This window comes from Microbacterium sp. LRZ72 (assembly GCF_033792225.1).
Taxonomy (GTDB): domain Bacteria; phylum Actinomycetota; class Actinomycetes; order Actinomycetales; family Microbacteriaceae; genus Microbacterium.
The window spans coordinates 1-21888 of sequence record NZ_JANGEX010000010.1 but is presented as its reverse complement, the minus strand read 5'-3'; the positions used below and the strand labels follow the sequence as shown (position 1 = coordinate 21888).

The 21888-nt window shown below is 71.7% G+C and carries 20 protein-coding genes and 1 tRNA gene; 4 read left to right on the top strand and 17 right to left on the bottom strand.

The window, feature by feature from the left end; genetic code table 11:
• Positions 1-8: 8 nt before the first annotated feature.
• Positions 9-905: a peptide chain release factor N(5)-glutamine methyltransferase gene (prmC, locus tag M4I32_RS11170; protein ID WP_319034547.1), complete on the bottom strand. Its 897-nt coding sequence runs from the start codon at positions 903-905 to the stop codon at positions 9-11.
• 176 nt (positions 906-1081) lie between these two features.
• Here prmC and cysK point away from each other — a divergent pair, with 176 nt between their 5' ends.
• Positions 1082-2020, top strand: a complete 939-nt coding sequence (gene cysK / locus M4I32_RS11165; protein WP_319034546.1) for a cysteine synthase A — start codon at positions 1082-1084, stop codon at positions 2018-2020.
• A 2-nt stretch (positions 2021-2022) separates the two neighbouring features.
• A complete protein-coding gene (gene epsC / locus M4I32_RS11160) occupies positions 2023-2601 on the top strand; it encodes a serine O-acetyltransferase EpsC (RefSeq protein ID WP_319034545.1) in 579 nt (192 codons plus the stop codon).
• Between the two features lie 15 nt (positions 2602-2616).
• Here the strand turns inward: epsC and M4I32_RS11155 are convergent, their stop codons facing one another.
• The 12 genes from M4I32_RS11155 to M4I32_RS11100 all read right to left on the bottom strand — a co-directional run bounded on the left by M4I32_RS11155 (position 2617) and on the right by M4I32_RS11100 (position 17309).
• A complete protein-coding gene (locus M4I32_RS11155; RefSeq protein WP_319034544.1) occupies positions 2617-3378 on the bottom strand; it encodes a hypothetical protein in 762 nt (253 codons plus the stop codon).
• Positions 3379-3489: 111 nt separating this feature from the next.
• A complete protein-coding gene (locus M4I32_RS11150) occupies positions 3490-3915 on the bottom strand; it encodes a phage holin family protein (protein ID WP_319034543.1) in 426 nt (141 codons plus the stop codon).
• A gap of 134 nt (positions 3916-4049) precedes the next feature.
• The gene (locus M4I32_RS11145; RefSeq protein ID WP_319034542.1) at positions 4050-5018 is read right to left on the bottom strand and encodes a hypothetical protein; all 969 of its coding nucleotides are present in this window, start codon (positions 5016-5018) and stop codon (positions 4050-4052) included.
• 325 nt (positions 5019-5343) lie between these two features.
• Positions 5344-6423 carry a peptide chain release factor 1 gene (gene prfA, locus M4I32_RS11140; RefSeq protein WP_319034541.1) on the bottom strand — a complete coding sequence of 360 codons (1080 nt, stop codon included), beginning with the start codon at positions 6421-6423 and terminating at the stop codon, positions 5344-5346.
• 18 nt (positions 6424-6441) lie between these two features.
• Positions 6442-8715 carry a transcription termination factor Rho gene (rho, locus tag M4I32_RS11135; RefSeq protein WP_319034540.1) on the bottom strand — a complete coding sequence of 758 codons (2274 nt, stop codon included), beginning with the start codon at positions 8713-8715 and terminating at the stop codon, positions 6442-6444.
• A gap of 151 nt (positions 8716-8866) precedes the next feature.
• Positions 8867-9817, bottom strand: a complete 951-nt coding sequence (thrB, locus tag M4I32_RS11130; RefSeq protein WP_319034638.1) for a homoserine kinase — start codon at positions 9815-9817, stop codon at positions 8867-8869.
• A gap of 2 nt (positions 9818-9819) precedes the next feature.
• Entirely contained in the window at positions 9820-10908 is a 1089-nt protein-coding gene (thrC, locus tag M4I32_RS11125) for a threonine synthase (protein ID WP_319034539.1), read from the bottom strand.
• 1 nt (position 10909) lies between these two features.
• Positions 10910-12220 (bottom strand): homoserine dehydrogenase, encoded by a 1311-nt coding sequence (locus M4I32_RS11120; protein WP_319034538.1) that lies wholly within the window; start codon positions 12218-12220, stop codon positions 10910-10912.
• Positions 12217-13623 carry a diaminopimelate decarboxylase gene (lysA, locus tag M4I32_RS11115; RefSeq protein WP_319034537.1) on the bottom strand — a complete coding sequence of 469 codons (1407 nt, stop codon included), beginning with the start codon at positions 13621-13623 and terminating at the stop codon, positions 12217-12219. The genes M4I32_RS11120 and lysA overlap by 4 nt, the downstream gene beginning before the upstream one ends.
• A gap of 129 nt (positions 13624-13752) precedes the next feature.
• Positions 13753-14589 carry a DUF2993 domain-containing protein gene (locus M4I32_RS11110; protein ID WP_319034536.1) on the bottom strand — a complete coding sequence of 279 codons (837 nt, stop codon included), beginning with the start codon at positions 14587-14589 and terminating at the stop codon, positions 13753-13755.
• 2 nt (positions 14590-14591) lie between these two features.
• The gene (gene argS, locus M4I32_RS11105) at positions 14592-16274 is read right to left on the bottom strand and encodes an arginine--tRNA ligase (protein ID WP_319034535.1); all 1683 of its coding nucleotides are present in this window, start codon (positions 16272-16274) and stop codon (positions 14592-14594) included.
• 192 nt (positions 16275-16466) lie between these two features.
• Positions 16467-17309 carry a transglutaminase family protein gene (locus M4I32_RS11100; protein WP_319034534.1) on the bottom strand — a complete coding sequence of 281 codons (843 nt, stop codon included), beginning with the start codon at positions 17307-17309 and terminating at the stop codon, positions 16467-16469.
• Between the two features lie 72 nt (positions 17310-17381).
• Between M4I32_RS11100 and M4I32_RS11095 the strand changes: the two genes are divergently transcribed.
• Positions 17382-18167 carry an SGNH/GDSL hydrolase family protein gene (locus M4I32_RS11095; protein WP_319034533.1) on the top strand — a complete coding sequence of 262 codons (786 nt, stop codon included), beginning with the start codon at positions 17382-17384 and terminating at the stop codon, positions 18165-18167.
• 63 nt (positions 18168-18230) lie between these two features.
• A tRNA-Arg gene (locus M4I32_RS11090) sits at positions 18231-18303 on the top strand.
• A gap of 42 nt (positions 18304-18345) precedes the next feature.
• Here M4I32_RS11090 and M4I32_RS11085 read toward each other — a convergent pair.
• The 4 genes from M4I32_RS11085 to M4I32_RS11070 all read right to left on the bottom strand — a co-directional run bounded on the left by M4I32_RS11085 (position 18346) and on the right by M4I32_RS11070 (position 21667).
• Positions 18346-18759, bottom strand: coding sequence for an SRPBCC family protein (locus M4I32_RS11085; RefSeq protein WP_319034532.1), 414 nt, complete (start codon positions 18757-18759; stop codon positions 18346-18348).
• A gap of 85 nt (positions 18760-18844) precedes the next feature.
• Positions 18845-19879, bottom strand: coding sequence for a hypothetical protein (locus tag M4I32_RS11080; RefSeq protein ID WP_319034531.1), 1035 nt, complete (start codon positions 19877-19879; stop codon positions 18845-18847).
• Entirely contained in the window at positions 19876-21021 is a 1146-nt protein-coding gene (locus M4I32_RS11075; protein ID WP_319034530.1) for a hypothetical protein, read from the bottom strand. The genes M4I32_RS11080 and M4I32_RS11075 overlap by 4 nt, the downstream gene beginning before the upstream one ends.
• 10 nt (positions 21022-21031) lie before the next feature.
• Complete coding sequence (locus M4I32_RS11070) at positions 21032-21667, bottom strand: response regulator transcription factor (protein ID WP_319034529.1); 636 nt, start codon at positions 21665-21667, stop codon at positions 21032-21034.
• Between the last annotated feature and the right edge of the window lie 221 nt (positions 21668-21888).

Sequence of the window (21888 nt, the reverse complement as noted above, 5' to 3'; positions counted from 1 at the left end):
GCGCGCGCTCAGGGCGCGACCGCGGTCGTGGCGCGGTCGCGCATCGTGAGGTCGCGGTGGGTCGCCGCCGCGCGCCAGCCGTCGCCGGCGAGCAGCTCGCGCACCGCGCCGCCCTGCCACTCGCCGTGCTCGATGACGACGGTGCCGCCGGAGCGCAGCAGGCGTCGGGCCGTGCGACTGACGGCGCGGACCACGTCGAGGCCGTCGGCACCGCCGTACAGCGCCCCCGGCGGGTCGAACAGGCGCACCTCTGGATCGCGGGGAACGGCGTCGTCGGGCACGTAAGGGGGGTTGGACACGACGACGTCCACGCTCCCGTCCATCTCCGGCAGGGCGTCCGCGAGGTCGATGAACACGAACCGGACGTTCTCGACGCCCAGGTGCGCGGCGTTCTCCCTCGCCCAGATGAACGCCTCGACCGCGCGCTCCACGCCCACGACCCGTGCATGCGGCACCTCGGTGGCCAGCGCGAGTGCGAGGGCACCCGTGCCGGTGCCCAGGTCGACCGCGGTGGGCGCAGGCGAGGGCGACGCGGCGAGCGTGTCGATCGCGAGCTGGGCCACCATCTCGGTCTCGGGGCGCGGGACGAAGGCCCCGGGCCCCACGCGCAGCACGAGTTGACGGAAGGGCGCGAGCCCCGTGATGTGCTGCAGCGGCTCACGGGCGGCCCGGCGATCGATGACCCTGCCGTACGCCTCGGCATGCGGCAGGGAGAGCGCGTCACCTCGGATCGCGCCGGCCTGCACACCGCCGCGGCTGGTCCCGAGCACGTGGGCGGCGAGCAGCTGCGCGTCCACCTCGGGATCGGGCACGTGTGCCGCGGCGAGCCGCTCGACGGCGCCGCGCAGGGCCTCGGCGAGGGACGGATCCGCGGCCGAGAGGAGAGGGGGGTCGGGTGCACGCATGGCGGCACTACTGTAAGCCGCCCTGGTCGACGCGCGAGGCCGCGTGCGCCAACCCGATACCCGATCGTCACAATCCCCGCCCGCGCGGACACATTCACCCCTGACACTCCCCGACTCGCCTAGGCTTTTGCGGGGCCCCGCGGTGGGCGCCCATCCACTTCGGCGAAAGGCAGGCCATGCCCGGCATCCACTCCGACATCACCTCGGCGTTCGGCGACACTCCACTGGTGCGACTCAACCGTGTGACCGAGGGCGTCGGCGGGACCGTTCTCGCCAAGCTCGAGTTCTACAGCCCGGTCTCGAGCGTGAAGGACCGCATCGGCATCGCGATCGTCGACGCCGCGGAGGCGTCGGGCGAGCTCACGCCGGGCGGCACCATCGTCGAATCGACCAGCGGCAACACCGGCATCGCCCTCGCGATGGTCGGCGCGGCGCGCGGGTACAAGGTGATCCTGACGATGCCCGCCTCCATGTCGAAGGAGCGCCGCCTGCTGCTGAAGGCCTTCGGCGCGGAGCTCGTGCTGACCGACCCCACGAAGGGCATGTCCGGGGCCGTCGACGTCGCCAAGCAGATCGTGGCCGACACCCCGGGCGCCGTCTGGGCCAAGCAGTTCGCCAACGAGGCGAACCCCGCCATCCACCGCAAGACCACGGCCGAGGAGATCATCCGCGACACCGACGGCAAGGTCGACTACTTCGTCGCCGGCATCGGCACGGGCGGCACGATCACCGGGGTGGGCCAGGTGCTCAAGGAGCGGGTGCCCGACGCCAAGATCATCGCTGTCGAGCCGGCGGACTCCCCCATCCTGACCGAGGGGCACCCCGGGCCCCACAAGATCCAGGGCATCGGCCCCAACTTCGTGCCCGAGATCCTGGACCGCTCGGTGATCGACGAGGTCATCGACGTCTCCTTCGAGGACACCCTCGAGGTTGCCCGCAAGGTGGCGACCGACGAGGGCATCCTCGTCGGGATGTCCAGCGGTGCGGCCATCTGGGCGGCGCTGCAGATCGCCGCACGGCCCGAGGCCGCGGGCAAGAACATCGTGGTGATCGTCCCCTCGGCCGGCGAGCGGTACCTCTCCACGGCGCTCTACGAGCACCTGCGCGAGGACTGAGCATGGGATTGGCCCGGGTCGCCCGCTGCGTGCGCGAGGACGTCGCCGCCGCGCGCCTGCGCGACCCCGCGGCGCGCGGGGGCGCCGAGATCGCCCTGCTCTACCCCGGCCTTCACGCCGTGTGGGCGCACCGCGCGAATCACTGGCTGTGGATGCACGGGGCGAGATTCGCGGCCCGCGCCGGCTCTCAGATGGCCCGCTGGCTCACGGGCATCGAGATCCACCCGGGCGCACGCCTCGGGCGACGCTTCTTCATCGACCACGGGATGGGCGTCGTGATCGGCGAGACGGTCGAGACCGGCGATGATGTGATGCTCTACCACGGCGTCACCCTCGGGGGCCGCCAGCGCGAGGGCGGCAAGCGCCACCCCACGCTGGGAGACGGCGTCACCGTCGGGGCCGGGGCGAAGATCCTCGGGCCCGTGACGATCGGAGCGGGTTCCGTCGTCGGCGCCAATGCGGTCGTGACCCGCGACGCGCCCGATGAGTCGGTGCTCACCGGCATCCCCGCGAAGCCACGCCCTCTGCGCAAGGGCGAAGACACCCGTGGCCTGCTGCGGGCGCCCGACTATCAGATCTGACCCAGTCCGCCGGCGTCACCGAAGGACGACGCCGAAGGGTGCGCCGCGCATCTCCTCGCGAAGGTGACGCAGCACGGCGGCGAGCATCACGACGAGTCCGGCGACCTCCAGCGTCTCCTCGACGCCGGCGAGCACCCAGACGATCGTGTCGTCCGCGTCGCGTTCGAGCGACTCCACCTGTGCGCCGATTCCCGCCCCCAGTATCTCGATCCCGAGCGCTCCGCCGACGTACAGCACCGCGGCCACGAGCATCAGCATCCGCGTGACGGGTGTCAGCCGCAGGGCGAACCAGAGCAGCAGGGGGGACACGAGTGCCAGCGCGATGCCGACCGGGATCACCCACGCGTACCAGAGCGGACCGCCCGTGATGCCGAGCGCATTCCGTGTGGCGTACATGAGACTCTCGTGCAGGGCCGCTCCCTCGTCGAGCGAGAGGTAGAGGAACCCCGCACCGAGCGCGTACCAGGGCAGTCGGCCCCGGCCGGCGTCCCGCAGCCGGCCCGCAGCCAGGAGCGCGACGCCGATGAGCGCGAGCAGGACGGTCGAATACCACGTGGGGATGCTCACCTCGGCATCCATGTCGAACGCCCCGGCGACGCGCCCGTGATGGGTGATCACCCCCGCCGTGGCGAGCGCGTGCACGCCGAAGTGCGCGGCCGAGAGTGCCGCTCCGACAAGCGCGGTGGCGACGATGAAGGCCGTAACCGGCATCCGCACGGCGATGGATGCCGCGGGGATATGTGACACCGACTGCTCGACACCTGCGATGCGCGCCATCAATGCCCCCAGTCCCCTGCCACGGCGACGTTCCCCACGAACGCACGGAAGCCGTTCACCTCCGCGTCACCAGACGGCCACCTTACCCGGATAGGCGGCGCGCCGGGGCGGTCACCGGGAGTTCGAGCGCTTGTCCCGTCCCGCGTCTTTGTCGTCGAGGCGGCGCTTGAGGAAGATCAACGGCAGCAGCACGGTGGCCAGGGCGGTGATGATCCACACGATCAGCGGCGCCAGGACCCAGGTCACGGCATCGGTGATCCGGATGCCGCCGATCGGCAGCAGCACGACGATGAGGAGGGCGGCGAGTGTCGAGATGATGCCGATGCCCCCCAGAAGCACCGGGGCGTAGCGGCGCGCCATCGTCGCGATCCACGGCGAGAGGACGCTCTGCAGGACGGCGAAGATGAGCACGCAGAGCACGAAGCCCCACCAGTCGCTCCACACGATCTCGAACCCGGGCAGGATCAGGTCTGCGGCGATGAGGCCGAGCGCCGCCGAGAGCACGAACACGAGCGTGCGGTACAAGAAGATGAGCACGGCCCGACCCTACCGTTCCCGCGTCCCGCGCGTGGGGCGGCGCATGCCGCGGCGCGTCGGGCGGCGCCCGCCCCTCGCCTGCCGCATATCGACGTGCTCGTCGAGGCTCGGGAGCGTTCTGTGACAGCAGAGGGTCACCCGCGGGCCCGCAACGCCTCGCGCACCCTCTCGACGAGTTCGTGGGGACGGGCGAAGAGCACCGTTCGGCTGACGCGGATGACGCGCCATCCGGCCGCCTGCAGCGCATCGTGTTTCTCCATGTCGCGGTTCCAGGCGGCCGGGTCGGTGCGGTGATGATCGCCCTCGTACTCGATCGCGATCTTCAACTCGGGGTAGGCGAGGTCGACGCAGCCGATGAAACGCCCGTCGTCGTCGTAGACGTCGTGATCGAGCACCGGCTCCGGCAGACCGGCGTCGCAGAGGGTGAGCCTCGTCCACGACTCGGGTCGGGATGCCGCGCCGAGTCGCACGCGCGGAAGAGCTTCGCGCAGAGCCCGCGCACCGACCCGGCGCCCCGCGGCGATGGCCGCTTCCAGATCGCGGACGTGCGCCAGAGGCGGCGGCATCTCGCGGTGCCACGGTCCCGGCATCCGCTGCACCCGGACGAAGGAGTCGCCCGCCGCGACGAGATCGTAGGGATGCCGCAGCTGCGCGCCGAGGGCCGCCCAGGTGGTGGCGGGGCTGGTCAGCCGCAGCCCGGTCTCGGCGTGCAGCACGACCCGCGTGAGGTGCGGGCGCGCCTGATGGCCGCGGACTCCCCGGGCCCGCGGAAGCCGCCGCGGACCGAGGACGCTGACGTGCAGAAGGTCGGCGTCCACCAGCGGCAGAGCCGCATCCCAGATCATCGCCGCCGTGGAGTGGCTGAAGAACTCAAAGGGCGACATGCGCTGCGAGTACTCCTGGGCGCTGCGGATGAGCTGTGCACGCCGAAGCTCAGCCGCGGATGCGCCGTCCTCGACGTCGAGCGCGGCCCGTGAACGCACCCCGTGGAACGGCCTGCGAAGGTCACTCCCCCGCAGTCGCCCCTCGCCGACACCGGCGGAGCGCGCGAGAGCCACGGGGAAGGCGGGCGGAAGGTCGTCGGGGAGCGGGGTACGCGGCATCCGCCCACTCTGCAGCGCGGCACCGCTGCGGGAGCGGATCTCCCCGTCAAATGTGGACGGATGGCGGCGGAGACCGCGTGGGGAGGCGGGTTGTGTCGGCCGTCACTGCCGACATCCGCCGCGCTGGCCTGTCGCACATCGACCGCGGGGCGGCGGCACCGGATCGATCTGCGACAGCGGAACTGTGCGGCGCCGTCGCACCGGCCGGTTCCGCTGTCACATATCGACCGCAGGACCGCTCCACCGGATCGATCTGCGACAGCGGAGCATGGAGGCGGAGCGGGAGCGGCGGAGCAGCGGAGCGGGAGCGGCGGAAGTCGCGGCGTCAGATGTCGCCGGCCAGCGCGGCCAGGCGTGCTTCCTCGTCGGCCGAGATGCAGGACTCGATGACGGGCGTGAGCGCTCCGTCCATGACCTGATCGAGGTTGTAGGCCTTGTACCCCGTACGGTGATCCGCGATCCGGTTCTCCGGGAAGTTGTACGTGCGGATCCGCTCGGAGCGGTCCATGCCGCGGATCTGCGACTTGCGGGCGTCGGATGCCGCGGCATCCAGCTCCTCCTGCTGCTTCGCGAGGATCCGGGCGCGCAGCACGCGCATGCCCGCCTCGCGGTTCTGCAGCTGGGACTTCTCGTTCTGCATCGACACGACGATCCCCGTCGGCAGATGGGTGATGCGCACGGCGGAGTCGGTCGTGTTCACGGACTGGCCGCCCGGACCCGAGGAGCGGAAGACATCGATCTTGAGGTCGTTGGGGCTGATCTGCACCTCGTCGGGCTCGTCGACCTCGGGAAAGACGAGCACGCCGGTCGTCGACGTGTGGATGCGGCCCTGGGACTCGGTGGCGGGGACCCGCTGCACACGGTGCACGCCGCCCTCGTACTTCAGGTGCGCCCACACCCCCTGCGCGGGATCCGCGGACGAGCCCTTGATCGCGACCTGCACGTTCTTGTATCCGCCCAGGTCCGACTCATCACGCTCGAGCATCTCGGTCTTCCACCCCTGCGCTGCGGCGAACTGCAGGTACATGCGCAGCAGATCGGCGGCGAACAGGGCGCTCTCGGCGCCGCCCTCCCCCGCCTTGATCTCCATGATCACGTCGCGTGCGTCGTCAGGATCGCGCGGGATCAGCAGCCGGCGCAGACGTTCCTGCGCCTGCTCGAGGCTCTGCTCGAGGGTCGGCACCTCGTCAGCGAAGGCCTCGTCCTCGCGTGCCAGCTCGCGCGCGGCGGCGAGGTCATCGGATGCCGCGAGCCACGCGTCATGCGCGGCGACGACGCGACTGAGCTCGGCGTAGCGCCGGTTCGCGCGCTTGGCGCGCGCGGCGTCGGCGTGCACCGCGGGGTCCGAGAGCTCCTCTTGGACCGCGCGGTGCTCGTCGAGCAGAGACTTCACCGACTCGAACACGTGCCTGCTCCTGGGAGATCAGCGGATGCCGTTGTCGTGCCCGTGTCCGTGCCCGTTCTGGGTCGGCGCGGGAATCGACTTCTGCATCTGAACGAGGAACTCGACGTTGGACTGCGTCTCTTTGAGCTTGCCCAGCACGACCTCGAGAGCCTGCTGCGGGTCGAGACCGGCGAGCGCACGGCGCAGCTTCCAGGTGATCTTCACCTCGTCCGGCGACATCAGCATCTCTTCACGCCGCGTGGATGACGCGTTGACGTCGACCGCGGGGAAGATGCGCTTGTCGGCGAGTGAGCGGTTCAGCCGCAGCTCGCTGTTGCCCGTGCCCTTGAACTCCTCGAAGATCACGTCGTCCATCTTGGAGCCGGTCTCGACGAGAGCCGTGGCCAGGATCGTCAGGGAGCCGCCGTTCTCGATGTTGCGCGCGGCGCCGAAGAAGCGCTTGGGCGGGTAGAGCGCCGACGCGTCGACGCCGCCCGAGAGAACCCGACCCGACGTCGGTGCCGAGACGTTGTACGCCCGGCCCAGACGAGTGATCGAGTCGAGCAGCACGACCACGTCGCGGCCCAGTTCGACCAGGCGCTTGGCACGCTCGATGGCGAGCTCGGCGACCATCGTGTGGTCTTCTGCGGGCCGGTCGAACGTCGATGCGATGACTTCGCCGCGCACGGTGCGCTGCATGTCGGTGACCTCTTCGGGCCGTTCGTCGACCAGCACCACCATGAGGTGCACCTCGGGGTTGTTCTGCGCGATCGCATTCGCGATCTGCTGCAGCACGATCGTCTTGCCGGCCTTGGGCGGGGCGACGACGAGACCACGCTGGCCCTTGCCGATCGGGGCGACGAGATCGATGATGCGCTGAGTCAGCTTCTCGGGTGCCGTCTCGAGGCGCAGGCGGTCCTGTGGGTAGAGCGGCGTCAGCTTGCCGAACTCGACACGGTCGACGGCGTCGTCCGGTGCGAGGCCGTTGACCGAGTCGACCTTGACGAGCGCGTTGTACTTCTGGCGGCCGGACTGCTCGCCCTCGCGCGGCTGCTTGATGGCGCCCACGACCGCGTCGCCCTTGCGCAGGTTGTACTTCTTGACCTGCCCGAGCGAGACGTACACGTCGCTCGGCCCCGGAAGATAGCCGGTCGTGCGCACGAAGGCGTAGTTGTCGAGCACGTCGAGGATGCCGGCGATCGGGATCAGCACGTCGTCGTCGCCGATCTCGGTGTCGAACTCGTCGACCTGGCCGCCGCCGCGCTTGTTGCGGCCGCGGCCGCGGCCGCGGCCCTGCTGACCGTCGTCGTCGCCCTGGTCGTCCCGGGACTGGTTGCGGTCCGAACCCTGGTTCTTGTCCTGGTTCTGGGCCTTGCCGCCCTGGTTCTTGTTGCCGCCCTGGTTGGCGCCCTGGTTGGCGCCCTGGCCCTTGCCGTCCTGGCCTTTGCCGTCCTGCGGCGCGTCGCCCTGGCCCTCGCCCTGGCCGTTCTGGTTCTGTCCGCCCCGGTTGCGGTTGCGGTTGCGGTTGCGGGACCGGCGGCTGCCGGAGGATCCTTCACCCTCGGCCTGGTCGCCCTGCGCCTGGTCGCCCTGGGTTCGGTCGCCCTGCGCCTGGTCGCCCTGGGTTCGGTCGCCCTGTGCCTGGTCGTTCTGCGCCTGGTCGTCCTGGGCCCGGTCGCCCTGCTTCTCGTTCCGCGAGGCGGAACGGCTGCGTCCGCCCCGTTCGGCGCGCCTGTCGTCAGCGCGCTCACCTTCGGCGCTCGATCCTTCGGTGCGCTCGCCCTCGGCACGATCGTCGGCGCTGGTCTCGGCCGCTGCGGAAGCCTCGGCGGGAGCCGGTGCAGCCTCCGTCGTGTCGACGACGGCGTCCGGCTCCGCAGAGGCGGAGTCGGCCTGGGTTCCCGCGGCCTGGTCACCCGAGAGAGCGGCGGTGATCTTCTCGGCGACATCCGCGTCGACCGCGGACTGCGACGTCTTGAGGGTCGTCCCGAGCTCGGCGGCCACGGCGATCACGCGCTTGGCGTCGACACCGAGGTCGGCGGCGAGCTCACGCACACGCTGACGGCGCGGCGCGCGCCGGGAGGCGCGGGCACGAGGCGCCGCGGGCGCCTCGGCGTCAGCCGCGGTCGTGTCGGCCGACGCCTGCGGCTCGGCGGCAGATGCCTGACCGGCATCGGCATCGGCCTCGGCGGGGACGCTCGTCTCGGCGCTCTGGCGAGCGGACTCGTCCGGCGTCTGGTCGTTCGCGACGGTCTCGTCGCGGTTTTCGGCACCGGAGTCGGTGTCGGTGTTGGTCTCGGAGAAGGACTCCACGAGTACTCCCTTGCAGGTGTGGATGACGGGGACTGCATCGAAGCCGAGAGAAAGCGGCACCCGCCTGCACCGGAAAACGCCTCCGACAGACGGAGCCGATGGTGCGGGATGGGGATGCAGTGGTTCGCAGATCTGCGATCGAAGACAGTGCTCACGCGAGTGGTGGCAGTACCTCCGGGTGTTCTTTCACTGTAGCACCCCGCACGTCGACGGCGAGCATTCGCGCCTCCCAGGGGGTGTCGGCGGCGTTCTCGGCGATGCGGGCCGCCTCGAGTCGCCCCCCGGGCCCGTCCGCCAGAACGAGCACGCTGGGTCCCGCGCCCGAGACCACCGCGGCGAAGCCCGCAAGCCGCAGGGCCCGCACGAGGCGCAGGGTCTCGGGCATCGCCTCGGCGCGGTAGTCCTGGTGCAGCTTGTCCTCTGTCGCCGCGAGCATCAGCTCCGGGCTCTGGGTCAGCGCGGCCACGAGCAGCGCGGAACGCGAGACGTTGAAGACGGCATCCTCGCGCGGCACGTGCAGCGGCTGCAGACTGCGCGCGAGAGACGTCGACATGGTGAAACCGGGCACCAGCACGAGAGGCGCGACCCCGCGGTGCACGAGGAGCTTCTTGTGCTGCGGCCCCCGGTCCGTGATCCACGCGATCGTCAGCCCGCCGAACAGCGCCGGCGCGACGTTGTCGGGATGCCCCTCCATCTCGGTGGCCATCCGCAGCATGTCGTCGTCGCTGAACTCGGCCACGCCCTCGAGAAGCCCGCGCGCGGCGGTGAGGCCTGCGACGACGGCCGCACCCGATGAGCCCATTCCGCGACTGTGCGGGATGCCGTTGCGCGCGTGCAGCCGCAGCCCCGGCATCGCGATGCCCGCGGCGGCGAAGCCGTGCGCGATCGCGCGCACGACCAGGTTCGAGGCGTCGCGGGGAACATCCGCCGCGCCTTCACCCTCGACCTCGACGCGCAGTTCGTCACTGCCGTCGACCTCCACCGTCAGCTCGTCATAGACGCCGAGCGCCAGGCCGAGCGTGTCGAAGCCCGGTCCCAGGTTCGCGCTGGTCGCCGGCACACGCACCTCGATCGTGCGCGGGGGCACGCCCGGCGCGGGCATGCTCACGCGGGGGCGTCCACGGGCGCGAGCCCGAGGACGTCGGCGACATCGGTCGTCGTGGCATCCACGACCGTCGGCTCGACCTGCGACCCGTCCGGGGCACGCAGCGCCCACTGCGGGTCCTTGAGCCCGTGCCCCGTCACCGTGAGGACGACGCGAGAGCCCGCGGGGATCACTCCGGCGTCGACGCGGTCGAGGAGTCCCGCGACGCTGATCGCCGATGCGGGCTCGACGAAGATGCCCACCTCGCCGGCGAGCAGCTTCTGCGCGGCGAGGATGCGGTCGTCCTCGATCGCGCCGAAGTACCCGTCCGTCGCCTCCCGGGCATCGAGCGCCAACTGCCACGACGCAGGGTTTCCGATGCGAATCGCGCTCGCGACCGTCTCGGGATGCCGCACGACGCTGCCCGTCACCAGCGGCGCGCTGCCGGCGGCCTGGAACCCGAACATGCGCGGGATGCGGGTGGAGACGCCGCGCTCGGCCTCCTCGCGGTACCCGCGCGTGTAGGCGGTGTAGTTGCCGGCGTTGCCGACGGGGATGAAGTGGAAGTCGGGGGCGTCGCCCAGCTGTTCCACGATCTCGTATGCCGCGGTCTTCTGCCCGTCGATGCGATCGGGGTTGACCGAGTTGACCAGGTGCACGGGGTAGTGGTTCGCGAGCTCGCGGGCGATCTCGAGGCAGTCGTCGAAGTTGCCGCGGATCTGGATGAGCTCGCCGTTGTGCGCGACCGCCTGGCTGAGCTTGCCCATCGCGATCTTGCCCTCGGGAACGAGCACGGCCGCCGTGATCCCCGCGTGCGCGGCATACGCTGCGGCCGAGGCCGACGTATTGCCGGTGGAGGCGCAGATGACGGCCTTCGCGCCATGCTCGACCGCGCGTGAGAGTGCCACCGTCATGCCCCGGTCCTTGAAGGAGCCGGTGGGGTTCATGCCCTCGTACTTGACCCACACGTCGACCCCCGTGCGCCGGGAGAGCGCGGGCGCGGGCAGCAGCGGCGTGCCGCCCTCGCCGAGGGTGACGACCGTCGAGGCGTCGGTGACACCCAGCCGGTCGGCGTATTCGCGCAGCACTCCGCGCCAGACATGTGCCATCTCAGTCTCCTTCCACTCGCAGCACCGACACGACCCGCTCCACGACGCCGCTGTCCGCGAGTCGTCGAACGGTGTCGGAGAGGTCCTGCTCCACTGCCTTGTGCGTGCCGATCACCAGTCGGGCGACACCACCGTCCTCGATCACCGTCTGGTCGACGGTCGCGATCGAGACACGCCCCTCGCTCAGGATGCCGGCCACGGTGGCCAGCACCCCGGTGCGGTCATCGATCTCGAGGGTGATCTGGTACTTGGTCGTCACCCGCCCGATCGGCACGATGGGCAGGTTCGCCCGGGTGGACTCCCCCACCCCGAGGCCCCCGGCCATGTGCCGCCGCGCCGCGGACACGACGTCGCCCATCACGGCGGAGGCGGTCTGGATGCCGCCGGCGCCGGCGCCGTAGAACATCAGGTCTCCCGCGGCCTCCGCCTCGACGAACACGGCGTTGTTCGCGCCGTGGACCGCCGCAAGGGGGTGCTCACGCGGGACCAGTGCGGGGTAGACCCGCACGGAGATCGCCTCTCCCGTCGGCGAATCGGACGCGTCGAGGCGCTCGCAGACCGCGAGCAGCTTGATGACGTAGCCGGCGTGCCGCGCCGCATCCACCATCGCGGGGTCGATGTGGGTGATGCCCTCGCGGTGCACGCGCTCGAGCGGCACGGACGTGTGGAACGCCAGGCTCGCCAGCAGCGCCGCCTTCTGCGCCGCGTCGAACCCCTCGACGTCCGCCGTCGGGTCGGACTCGGCGTAGCCGAGCTGCTTCGCCTCGGTGAGCATCGCGGCGAACTCCGCGCCCTCGGTGTCCATGCGGTCGAGGATGTAGTTGGTCGTGCCGTTGACGATGCCCATGATGCGGCGCACCCGGTCTCCGGCGAGCGAGTCGCGCAGCGGCCGGATGATCGGGATCGCGCCGGCGGCGGCGGCCTCGTAGTACACCGAGGCGCCCACCTGGTCTGCCGCGTCGAAGATCTCGGCCCCGTAGGTCGCCAGCAGCGCCTTGTTTGCGGTGACGACGTCGGCGCCCGATCCCAGGGCCTCGAGCACGAGACGATACGCGGGCTCGAGGCCCCCGATCAGCTCGATGACGATGTCCGACCCGACGATCAGCGATTCCGCGTCGGTCGTGAACAGTTCCTGGGGCAGGTCGACGTCACGCTCGGCGTCGGGATCGCGCACGGCGATCCCGGCGAGCTCGAGCCTGGCGCCGGCGCGATCGGCGAGCTCGTCACCGTGCCTGAGCAGCAGCCCCGCGACCTGCGAGCCCACGGCACCGGCACCCAGCAACGCCACCCTCAACGTGCGGTAGTCGGTCATTCATCTCCCCTCGATGGAGCGAGCCCGGCGTCGCGGGCCAGCAGGTCGGCGATGCTCTCGCCCCGGACGATGACGCGGGCGGCGCCGTCGCGCACCGCGACCACCGGGGGCCGCGGCACATGGTTGTAGTTGCTCGAGAGCGCGTGGCAGTACGCGCCGGTCGCCGCCACGGCGACGAGGTCGCCGGGAGCGACATCCGCCGGAAGATACTCGGCGTCGACGACGATGTCGCCGGACTCGCAGTGCTTGCCCACGACGCGCACGAGCTCGGGGGCATCGGACGAGGCGCGCGAGGCGATCCGCGCCGAATACTGCGCGTCGTAGAGCGCGGGGCGGGGGTTGTCGCTCATGCCGCCGTCGACGCTGACGTAGCGGCGGTTCGCGGTGCCCTGCTCCGTGTCGACGGTGACGTCCTTGACCGTGCCGACCTCGTACAGAGTCACGCCCGCGGGTCCGATGATGCTGCGGCCGGGCTCGAAGGCGACGACGGGCAGCGGGATGCCGCGCGCCGCGCACTCCGCAGCGACGACATCGAGGATGCCGTCGGCGAGCTCCTCGATGGGGGTGGCACGGTCGGCCGAGGTGTAGGCGATTCCGAAACCGCCCCCGAGATTGAGGACGGGCACGTCACCGCCGATCTGGGCGACTACCTGCAGCAGCCGGGCGGCGGACTCGCGGAAGCCGTCCGTGCCGAAGATCTGCGAGCCGATGTGGCAGTGCAGACCCTCGAGCTCGAGGTGATCGGCCTCGCGCACGCGCGCGACGATGTGGGGGGCCTGCCCCAGCGAGAAGCCGAACTTCTGATCCTCGTGCGCGGTCGCGAGAAAGTCGTGGGTCTCGGCATGCACGCCGGTGTTCACGCGGATGAGGACGCGCTGAGTGCGTCCCTGCCGTGCGGCGACCGCAGCCAGTCGTTCCACCTCGATCTCCGAGTCGATGATGATGGATCCGACACCCACCTCGACGGCGCGCTCGATCTCGGTCACCGACTTGTTGTTCCCGTGGAACCCGAGCAGCGCCGCCGGGACGTCGGCGGCGAGGGCGACCTCGAGCTCGCCGAGCGTCGAGACGTCGATGCGCAGACCCTCCTGCCGCATCCACCTCGCGACCTCGACCGAGAGGAACGCCTTGCCCGCGTAGTAGATGCGCACGCCGGTGCCGTGGCGTGCGGCCGCGCTCTCGAATGCCGTGCGCGTACGGGCGGCGCGCGCACGCGCGACACCCTCGTCGAGCACCATCACGGGCGTGCCGAACCGCTCCGCGAGCGCGGTCGCTCCGACGCCCCCGATCGCGACCACGCCGGATTCGTCACGGTGCGCGCCCTCGGGCCACACGGCGGGGGCGAGCGCGTTCGGATCGGCAGGCGGGACGAGCCAGCCAGGGGCGAGCGGCGAGGCGGACACGGACGACCAATCGGAGCTGACGGTGAAATATCGCGGTCGACGGGCGACACAAGTCGCGGAATGGGCACGCGACCCGACGATTCCTGAAAGTCTACGGTACGGCGGTACGGCGCCCGTCGCGGGTTCGAGTCAGGAGCACGTCCCCGGCTCGAGCAGCGCTTCGTCGTGCAGGATCCCCGGTGCGATATCGAGGTCGACGACCGTGTCACCCTCGGCGTCGACCGCGACGGAGCTGACCGTCACCCCGGCCGGCAGGTCCTCGGCGATGCACACCGGCCACGAGCGCAGCACGGCATCCGCGAAGCCGCCGAACTGCGCCCGCAGGTCGTCCGCGCTGATCGTGGCACCCGCGAGCCGGAGCGACGACGGTGCGAGCAGCAGCTGCCCGTCCGCCGCGCTCGGCTCGAGGCCGACGCCGATCGGCACGGTCGCGCCGAAGAAGCTCAGCTCCACCGTCATCGTCACCTCCCCGTCCTGCACGGCGACGGTGTCGGCGGGAAAATCCTCGATCGTCGTCAGCAGGTCGCGCAGCTGCTGCTCGTCGAGCGTGACGCGCGCACGGGCCTCGTCGAGGTCGGCGTCTCCGCGCACCGGGACGCCCTGGGCGTGGATCTCGATGTCGGCCGTGAGGGAGTCGAGGGTCGCATCCTGCGCGACGATGCTCACCTCGTCGAGCGTGCCGCCGATCAGCTGCGGCAGCACCGCTCCGGACACCTCGACGGCGACCTGGTCGGCCGTGGCGACACCCAGCTGATCCACGACCTGCGTGCGGATGCCGCGTTCGACGAGATCGCGGGCGAGCAGCTCCGCCACGAACCACGCCGTGACGAGCACCACCGCGGCCACGGCCGCGGCCAGGATCCAGGGCCACGCCCGGCGACGTCGCCGCTGAGGCTCCGGCGTGCCGAGCACCCACTGCTGCGCGGGATCGGGCAGCGGCTGGGTGGGGTGCTCGGATCCGCTCACGGCTACATCCGCTCGGGTGCGTCGACGCCCAGCAGGTCGAGTCCGTTGCGCAGCACCTGACCGGTGGCGTCGTTGAGCCACAGCCTCGTGTGATGCACGTCCTCGACGGGGGCGTCGCCGAGCGGGATGACCCGGCAGTTGTCGTACCACCGGTGGTACAGCCCGGCCAGCTCCTCGAGGTAGCGCGCGACGCGGTGCGGTTCGCGCAGGCCCGCGGCGAACCCGACGATCCGGGGGAACTCCTGCAGTGCCCCGAGCAGCGCGGCCTCGGTCTCGTGCGACAGCAGCTCCGGGGCGAAGATGCGGCGATCGACGCCGGATGCCGCCGCGTGACGCGCCACGTTGTGGGTGCGGGCATGCGCATACTGCACGTAGAAGACCGGATTGTCGTTGGTGCGCTTGCGCAGCAGCTCGGGATCGAGGGTCAGCGGCGAATCCGCCGGGTAGCGCGCGAGCGAATAGCGCAGCGCATCGGTGCCGAGCCACTCGCGCAGGTCGTCCATCTCGATGATGTTGCCCGCCCGCTTGCTCAGCCGTGCCCCGTTGACCGAGACGAGCTGACCGATCAGCACCTCGATGTCGGCCTCGGGATCGTCCCCGGCCGCGCCCGCCAGCGCCTTCAGCCGGTGCACGTAGCCGTGGTGGTCGGCGCCCAGCAGATAGATCTTGTGCGCGAAGCCGCGGTCGCCCTTGTTGAGGTAATAGGCGGCATCCGCGGCGAAGTAGGTGTACTCGCCATTCGAGCGACGGATGACGCGGTCCTTGTCATCGCCGAAGTCCGTCGTGCGCACCCAGACGGCGTCGTCGGCATCGAAGACGTGTCCCTGCTCGCGCAGGCGCTCGACCGCCTGGTCGATCAGGCTCGGCCGGTCGCCCATGGCCGGGCCGTGCAGCACCCGCTCCGAGAACCACACGTCGAAGTCGACGTTGAACTTCTCGAGCGATGTCTGGATCTCGCCCAGCTGCAGCACGTACGCCAGTTCGGTCGTGAAGGCGAGCTGCTCTTCGCGCGAGACCTGCAGCACTCCCCCGGGCACGCCCGCGAAGGGCGCCTCGCGCACCTGGTCGGCCAGCGTCTGGATGTACGCGCCGGCGTAGCCGTCCTCGGGAACGGGCTCGCCGAGGACGGCGGCGAGCACCGAGCGGCCGAAGCGCTCCATCTGGGCGCCGGCGTCGTTGATGTAGAACTCCCGGGCCACCGTCGCGCCGCTGGCCAGCAGCAGCCGGGCGATGGAGTCGCCGAGCGCGGCCCAGCGGGTGTGGCCGATGTGCAGCGGCCCGGTGGGGTTCGCGCTGACGAACTCGAGGTTGATGGTGCTGCCGCGCTGCGACTCGTTGGAGCCGAACTGCGCCCCCGCCTCGACGATCTGGCGCGCGAGCACGCCGGCGGCCGCGGCATCCAGGCGGATGTTCACGAATCCGGGGCCCGCGACCTCGACGCTGGCGATGCCCTCGACGTCCGCGAGCCCAGCCGCGATCTCGGTCGCGAGCTCGCGCGGGTTCGCGCCCACCCGCTTCGCGAGCTTGAGCGCCGCGTTGGAGGCCCAGTCCCCGTGGTCGCGGTTCTTCGGGCGCTCCAGCGGCAGGTCGGCGGCGGTCAGACCTTCGCTCGCCCCGGGCCGTCGGGCCTCCGCGAGCGGGGTGACGACGGTGAGCAGCGCGGCGGAGAGGTCCTCGGGGTTCATAGCCTGCCCAGTCTAGTTCGCGGCGCCGGTTTCCCTCGGTCCCCGCTCACCCCCGCCTGCGGCTGCACTTTTCGGCCGTGGCGCCAGCCTTTCGTGCAGCCGCGGCCGAAAAGTGCAGCCGCGGCGGAAGCGGGGCCCCGAAAGTGCAGCCGCAACCGCGAAGTGCAGCCGCAACGCGGGGTGGCAGCGCGCTCAGGGCAGCGCGACGAGCGCGGCGGACGAATCGGGCGCGGATGCCGGAGAGTCGACGCCCTCCGCATCCGCCGGTGGATCGGCGGCGTCCCGGATCAGCGCCGCATCCACGTGCAGCCGCTCGAGCGCCACGTGCGCGCCGTGGAAGCTCAGGAACGCGCAATCGGCGGCATCCCGCCCCGTGGCGATCCGCACGAGCGTGCGGCGGTCGGCCAGGCCGGTGGCGTCGATGACGTACCAGCCGCCCTCGAGGAACACCTCGGCCACCGCGTGGAAGTCCATCGGCACGAGCCCGGGGGCGTAGCAGGCGGCATACCGCGCGGGCACGTCCATCGCCCGCAGCAGGGCGATCACGACGTGGGCGTAGTCGCGGCACACGCCGCGCCCGGTCGCCAGGGTCGTGGCGGCGGTGTCGGTGCCGCGGCTGAGGCCGGGCGAATAGGTGATGCTGCGCTCGGCGTACTGCGCGACCGCACGCACGAGCTCGCGCCCGGAGAGGCCGTGGAAGTGGGCGCGCGCGTGCGCGAACACCTCGTCCGAGGGGCAGTACCGGCTGGGCCGCAGATACGCGAGCGTGTCGAGCTCGGTGACCTCGGGCGTGGATGTCGGCGGGGCGACGTCGGCCTCATAGCGCACACGCAGCACTCCCGGTGCGGCGGCCACGCGGTGCAGCCGGGTGCCGGACGCATCGCGGATGAGCCGGGGCGCGACCTCGCCGTCCGCGCCCTCGAACGAGAGCCGTTCGCGCTCCCGGCGCACGTGATCGGCGACGCTGATCGAGAAGACGAGGTCTGCGGGCCCGGACAGGTCCAGATCGATCTCAGCGGTGACGCGGCGAAGCACCGGGACATCCTCGCATGCCGACCGCCCTGCCCGGTTGCGTCCCCGGCCGCCGCCTCGTCTACTCTCGTCTGCATGCCCCGATCCCGCCCGCGCATCGGAGTGGTCGTCGGTCTGCTCGCCGTCGTCGCCACCGCCGTCGTGGTCGGCTACGCGCAGCAGGGCACCCGCGTGCCGGTCGCAGTGGATGCCGCAGCCGCAGAATCGGCGCCGGCTCCCCTCAGCGTCGCCGCCGACGCCCGCGTGCTGGTCTTCGGCGATTCCTGGACCTACGGCTCGGCGGCGGCTCCCCTCGACCGCGGCTACGCCTACGTGCTGGCGGAGCTGACCGGATGGAACACGATCGTCGACGGAGTCCGTGGCAGCGGCTACCTGCGGGCCGGGATCGACGGTCCCGACTACGGCTCGCGCATCGCCGCTCTCGACCCCGCGCTCGAGCCCGAGGTCATCGTCGTGCAGGGCTCCATCAACGACCGGCTGCTCGTGCCGGAGGGCTACCGGACCGCGGTGACGTCGGCCTGGGACGCCCTTGCGGCGCGGTACCCGACGGCATCCATCGTCGTGCTCGGTCCCGCCCCGCACGTGCTGCCCATCGATGACGGCACCGTCTTCATCGACACCGAGCTGGCGGCGTTGGCCGCAGAACGCGACTGGTGGTACATCTCGCCGCTGCAGGAATCGTGGATCACGGCCGCGAACTACCTGAGCGTCATCGACACGGGCGCCGGACGCAACCACCCCTCCACCGAGGGGCACGCGTACCTCGCCGACCGGCTCGCGCAGGCCCTGGGTGAGCGCACGGTCGTCACGGATGCCGTCGGCGACAGCGAGCCGGGCGACCCGGGCGACCCCCGGGGGTAGCGCCCCGGACGCGAACGGAGCGGTTCGGGACTCCCCTCCGGCGGTGGTAATCTCGACCGGTGCGCCTCCGTAGCTCAGGGGATAGAGCGCTGGTTTCCGGTACCAGAGGCCGTAGGTTCGAATCCTATCGGGGGCACGTACGACGAAATCCCGGGTTCCGCCCGGGGACCTGCGCGTTTCACTCCCCCGGCGCCGGGCTGCCCTCGACGACTTCCCGCAGGCGGGCCAGGTCCTGCCGCACGAGGCGGGCGTCGGCCTCGAAGTCCGCGGCATCCATGCCCGGCCTCTGGAACAGCGAGAACACGACCTCGCTGCCGCCGTCGTTGGCAAGCACGCGCAGGGCGTTGAACACGACGGTTCCGTCGGGCATCACCACCTCGTGATCGAGGATGCCGCGATCCACCGGGCCGATGAACCGCACCTCGACCTCGCCCATCGGCGATCGCGTGAGCCACCGGCCGTTGTCGTGGCGGATGCCGGCGCTGACGCCCGCCGCCCACAGCGGCAGCCGCGCGGGATCGCCGGCGAACGCAGCCACATCCTCCGGCGACGCCGCGACGGACTGCGAGAGGTGGCGTACGGGCCAGGTCATGGGGGGAACCTACGCCATCGCGAGCGTCACGGGGCGAGCGCGCGGCCCAGGGCGGCGTGATCGACCACGCGCACGTGCTCGATGATCATGCCCGCCTCGCCGGCTCCTGCGGATCGGGTGCCGCAGGGATGTCGACGCGCACGGGTCCCCCGGTTCCCGTTCCGCGGATCGTGGCCGCGGGGTCGCGGCCGGCCGGCAGGATGCGCACCACGATCTCGCCCGCGGCGTGGGCATCGAGGATCGACACCACCATCCGCTCCACGCGCGCCGCGGTGGCAGCGTCCATCGCGCCGGGGCCGCGGTCGTCGAGGAGTGTCACGTCGACGCCCCGCTCGCGCGCACGTCGTGCGGCCGCGAGCACGGTCGACGTCGACAGCGCGTCGGCTCGCAGCCAGTCGCGCAGCGTCGCCTCGAGCAGCCGGAACTCGCGGCGGGCGTCGTCGTCGATCGGCTCGTCCGAGGCCAGGTGCCGCAGCGCGGGTTCGGCGAGCGAGCGCAGCCGCTCGATGCGCGCCCGCTGCTCGTCGCGGGCCGCCCGCGTGGCCTCCTGATCGCGAGCGCGCGCCAGCTCGGTGCGCTGGAGCGCGCCGATCGCCGCCGCCGTGCGCCGAAGATAGAGCGCGAAAACCGTGCCGACGAGCAGCATCGCGGCGTGCCGGATGGTGAAGACCAGTCCGTCGAACGCGCTCCAGCCCGCTCCCACCGCCCAGACCACCGCGATGAGCATCATGACGGCCAGCCCCGCCCACGCCGCGATGATGCGGCCGCGGAAGGCCAGCACCATCAGCAGGACCGCCACGGCACCCCAGAACCACGCCGCCCAGCCGGGGCGCACGTCCTCCGGCAGGTTCCACGCCGCGAGCGAGACCAGCGTGGTGGCACCGAGCACGATCGCTGTGCGCGAGGCGGGATACGGCTCCGGCGCCGGCAGCAGCAGCAGCAGTCCCCCGGCGCTGACCAGCGCGAGCGCTGCGACGGCGACCGCGGGAGCCACGACCTCGTCGAGCGTCGCGAACGCGTTCACGGCGTTGGTGAGCGTGAACAGCGCGAAGACCATATACGCCGGCCACTCGGTCAGGCGCAGCAGCGCGGTCACCTCGACGCGGTCGGCGGCGCTCATCGATCCGCCCCCCGCGTCCACTCGAGCACGATCCGCGTGCCCGCGCCCGGCGCACTGTCCACGTGGGCGTCTCCCCCGGCCGCACGCATGCGCTCGATGATGCTGACGCGCACCCCGAGCCGGTCGGCCGCGACACGGCGCGGGACGAACCCGCGGCCGTCGTCGCCCACGACGACGCGCACGCCCGTCGACGAGACCACGATCTGCACACCACGCACGCGGGCCCCCGCATGTGCGACGCTGTTGCGCATCGCCTCCCCCGCCGCTTCGAGGATGGCCGCCGCCACCTCGCCGGGCACGCATGCGTCGGCCGCGACATCACTCCACCAGTCGAAGGCCTCGCCCTCGGCGCCGGCGCGCACGCGCGCGACCAGCTCGTCACCGGAGACATCCGCCCCGGAGTCGACGGGCGCGAACGCATGCAGCGTCGACGCGGCGGCCTCGCGCAGCTCATCGCGCGAGGGTCCGCTCTGGCGCGCCGCCGCGAACAGCAGCGAGAGCACCTGATCGTGGATCAACGCGTTCGTGCGCACTCGCTGCCGGCGAGCGCTCGCCTCGCCGGCCTCGCGGGCGACCTCGTCACGCGCCCGCATCCAGGCTCGATCGAGCCGGCGTCCGCTCGTGCGCGAGACCCGGATGATGGCCACGACGATCGCGCTCAGCGTCATCGCGAACAGCCCGTCCTGCACGGCGCTGACCCATCCGAGCTCCTGGGCGGCGGCGTAGCGGACGACGCCGGTGGCGACCGATGTGACCACCAGATAGGTCCACGCGGCCACCGGCGGCCAGGCGATCGCCGCAGCGCTGACCGCGATGGTCACGACTCCGAAGGTCCACGGCTGCGCGTGGTCGGGCAGGGTGGTCTGCGTCATCATCGGCACCCAGAACAGCACGGTCAGCGCGAACGCCGCGCAGTGGGCGCTGGCGATGACCGCGAGCACGCGCATCGGCGCGATCGGGCCGAGAAAAGCAAGCGAGACCGACAGCGCCGACGTGACGATGTAGTCGAGCGCGCCCCAGCCCGGCAGCAGCACCGCGAACTGGGCGCTGGCGTCTGCGACTCCGAGGAGCGTGTAGGCCAGCGCCGCGATGCCGAGCGATGTGTAGAGGATGCGGCGGATGCGCTCCTGCGCGCTCCTCATCCCCGCCCCCTCACCGGGCGCCCCGGAGCAGCCGGTCCTCGGCCGCGCGTCGGTAGAGGTCGACCTTCGTCGGTGCGGGTCGCCCCACCGCCGCGTACTTGCTGCGGATGCGGCTGATGTAGTTGGCCACGGTCGCCGTCGAGATGCCCATCGATGAGGCCACCGACTGCGCCTTCTCGCCCGCGGCGTAGAGCGCGAGCACCTCCCGCTCCCGGGGACTCAGAGCGGCGTCGGCGAGCTGCGGGTCGGCGTCGATCGCGGCGGCCCAGTCGATCGAGGTGACAGCTCGTCCCCGCACGGCGTCCACGAGCGCCGCGCGGACCTCGGCCTCCGGACGGGACTTGCGGACGATGCCCAGCACGTCGCAGCGCGCAGCCTCACGGACGAGGTCGGCGCTCTCTCCCGACGTGAGCACGAGCACGGGGTACCCGGCGCGGCGCAGCCCCTCGATGTTCTCGGTCACGGTGGACCCGTCGCCGAGGCGCAGATCGAGCACGACGAGGACATAGCCGTCGCCCATCGCCAGCAGGTCCGGCACGGTGGCGGCGCTGTCGACCTCGAATCCGTCCTGCCTCAGCAGTTCGATGACCCCGAGCGCGACGAGACGGTGGTCTTCGACCAGCCCCACCCGAGTCGCCGCCGTCACCGCAACCTCCCGTCGGACCGAACCGCCCGTGTAGTCATAAGTACACCTACCGGTCGACGACGGGGGTTGATTGACTCGAACTGCGCATCATGTGCGTAGTCCCGGCGGTCCATTCATCGACCGCCGGCGTGGGGGGGGGGGGGGGGGGGGGGGGGGGGCGCGCCCCCCCGCCCCCCCCCGGCCCCCCCCCCCCCCGCCCCGGGGGGGGGGGGGGGGCGGGC